The sequence below is a fragment of the Arthrobacter sp. TJ-240 genome, assembly GCF_058269195.1.
The window spans coordinates 1-2,605 of record NZ_JBZCNG010000013.1 but is presented as its reverse complement, the minus strand read 5'-3'; the positions used below and the strand labels follow the sequence as shown (position 1 = coordinate 2,605).

Here is a 2,605-nt window from a genome sequence, read left to right as displayed (position 1 = left end):
ACCCCCACCACCAAATCCACCCACACGTCACCCCACCGCCACCTACTATCCACCCAACACACACGCGGGCCCATGTGCCGACCGACAGGAGCGCCGGCCACAGGGGGACGGCAGTGGTTCCGGGAGCCGTCCTCCGTCCGCGCCTCTTCCGGGGATGGCCCCCGCAAGGGGGCGAGCTCGGCCGAAAGCACCTCGAAGGTCGCCCTGAGGTCCGGCCCCGGCTTCCCCATCCAGCGCGACGACCATGCGGCGACGTTGAGAGAATCGCCGCCCGGGAGCGGGACAGAGCACAGACGACGGCAGCCGACAGCCTTCCGACCGGTGACCGCCCATAGTGCTATGGATCACGCGTGCAAGTCGTAGTAGACAGGGGGCATGAGCAGGAACAAGGGAGTGGCACCGCGGCTGGCCGAAGCGTTGGGGATCATTCTGGGCACCGAGGGGATACCCCTGAGGCTTCAGGCCTGGGACGGCTCGGAGGCCGGGCCGCGCGACGCCCCGGTGATCGAGTTCCGTTCCCGGCGGGGGCTACGGCGCATGCTCTGGGCTCCGAATCAGCTCGGGTTGAGCCGCGCGTATGTCGCAGGCGATATCGACGGGCCGGGCAACCTCTTCGAGAGCTTCTCTGCGCTCAGCTCCGTGGGCAAGTTCGCCGCGCTGAAGGCTTTCCGCCCTCCGACGGTGAGCGAACGCATCAAGCTCATCCGGACGGCCGTTCAGGTCGGAGCGCTGGGGCTCCCCCCTGCGCCGCCGCCCGAAGAGATGAACCTTGCCCGATCCGGGCGGAAGCATTCCAAGGAGCGTGACGCCGCGGCGGTCTCGCACCACTACGACGTCGGGAACGAGTTCTATGCACTCGTGCTGGGGCCGTCCATGGTCTACTCCTGCGCCGTCTGGGAGGACGAGACGACCGGCCTGGACGCATCCCAGGAGGCGAAGCTCGACCTGGTCTGCCGCAAGCTCGGTCTTCGGCCCGGTATGCGGGTGCTGGACGTCGGCTGCGGATGGGGCAGTTTCGCGCTGCACGCAGCGCAGAACTACGGGGTGGACGTCGTCGGTGTCACGCTCTCGAACGAGCAAGCGGATCTCGCGCGGAAGCGGGTGTCGGGCGCCGGTCTCGCCGAGCGCATCGAGATCAGGGTCCAGGACTACCGCGATGTTCACGACACCCCGTTCGAGGCGATCAGCTCGATCGGCATGGCCGAACACGTCGGCCGGGATCAGATCGGCGAATACGCATCCCATCTGTACAGCCTGCTACGCCCGGGCGGACGCCTCCTCAATCACGCGATCTCCTGGAACGCCGGCGAGATGCCACCGGACCCGGACTCCTTCATCCCCCGCTATGTCTTTCCCGACGGAGAGATGCTCAGCCTCACCGTCATGATCGAGGCGCTCGAATCAGCCGGGCTGGAGGTGCTCGATGTCGAAGCGCTGCGCCGGCACTACGGCCTGACCCTCCGTGCCTGGGTGGACAACCTCGAGAAGAACTGGGAGGAGGCGGTACGCCTTACGAGCGAGGGACGGGCCCGGGTGTGGCGGCTGTATATGGCATCGAGCGCGCTCGGTTTCGAGCGGGGGCTGAACGGCGTGAATCAGGTACTGGTGCAGCGCCCGGGAGGGACGGACCCCCCCTTGCGGCGGAGGGAGTGGGTGTAGACCGGTCGTCGCAACTCAGGTCTGCATGCGGCGGGTAGATCGTCCAGGTCCCGGCGTCAGTGTGCGGCCTACCCCTGCCGGTCAGGATGAACACTCGCGCAGCTGGTGACCGTGCGCCGTAAGCTCCCCTTCATGGACGAGGTAGTGGCCGCGGTTCGGAACAACGTGGAGTGGTGTGACCTTGTGTGCCGTACTCACCAGGTCCCTACCTCACGCGAAGGAGGGGTGTGGATCGCACAAGGAACTCCTCCAGCGTTCTACCCAGACTTGATCAGTGAGAGAAGGTCCACCTCGGCGTGCGCTGTGGTGGAGGCGCTACAAGACCGGGCGGCCTGTTCCGTGAAGGACAGTTGAGCGACTCTGGATCTCAGCGGGAAGGACTTCGTAGAGCTCTTCACTGCAGAGTGGATCTTCTGCGACCCCGAACAGAGCCACACCACGCGGCTCGACTGGACAAGCATCACTGAGCTCGAGGAGCTTTACCAGTGGGAGACCGCCGCGGGATTAGAGGGCTTGGTGACCGCTGATCTGCCGGCCGAGCCCTCCGTCCGGGTGCTCGTGGCCCGCGCAAGGGCAGGATCGCCGGCGGAGCAATCGCCAACGCGAGCGACCCGGTTGTCGGCTTGTCGAACGTCTTCACTGTGCTTGCTGATGACCTGACCGTCGTCTGGAAGGACCTCCCCGTCGTGGTCCGCCGATCATTTCCAGGGCGTCCCGTCGTGGGGTACGAGCACGGAGATGACCTCGAGGCCGCTCGCTCGGCCGGATTCCGTGCTGTCGGCCCGCTCCGCGTATGGCTCCGGACGTAGCCTGGCCGTTCTGTCGGGATCTTCCGACTGTTGCACCTCGTCAGCGTACGTCGGCACGCTCGACTCCCCGATGACCGGCCGCTGCATCTGGTGTTTGTTGGGGGGTTAAAGGGGTCGAGGCCCCACCGGTGGTGGGG

1 protein-coding gene is annotated in these 2,605 nt (G+C 66.4%); it reads left to right on the top strand.

What is annotated here, in order from left to right:
- The first annotated feature begins 375 nt into the window (after positions 1–375).
- Positions 376–1,659, top strand: a complete 1,284-nt coding sequence (locus AC4D2C_RS18710) for a class I SAM-dependent methyltransferase (RefSeq protein ID WP_490916309.1) — start codon at positions 376–378, stop codon at positions 1,657–1,659.
- Positions 1,660–2,605 lie beyond the last annotated feature (946 nt).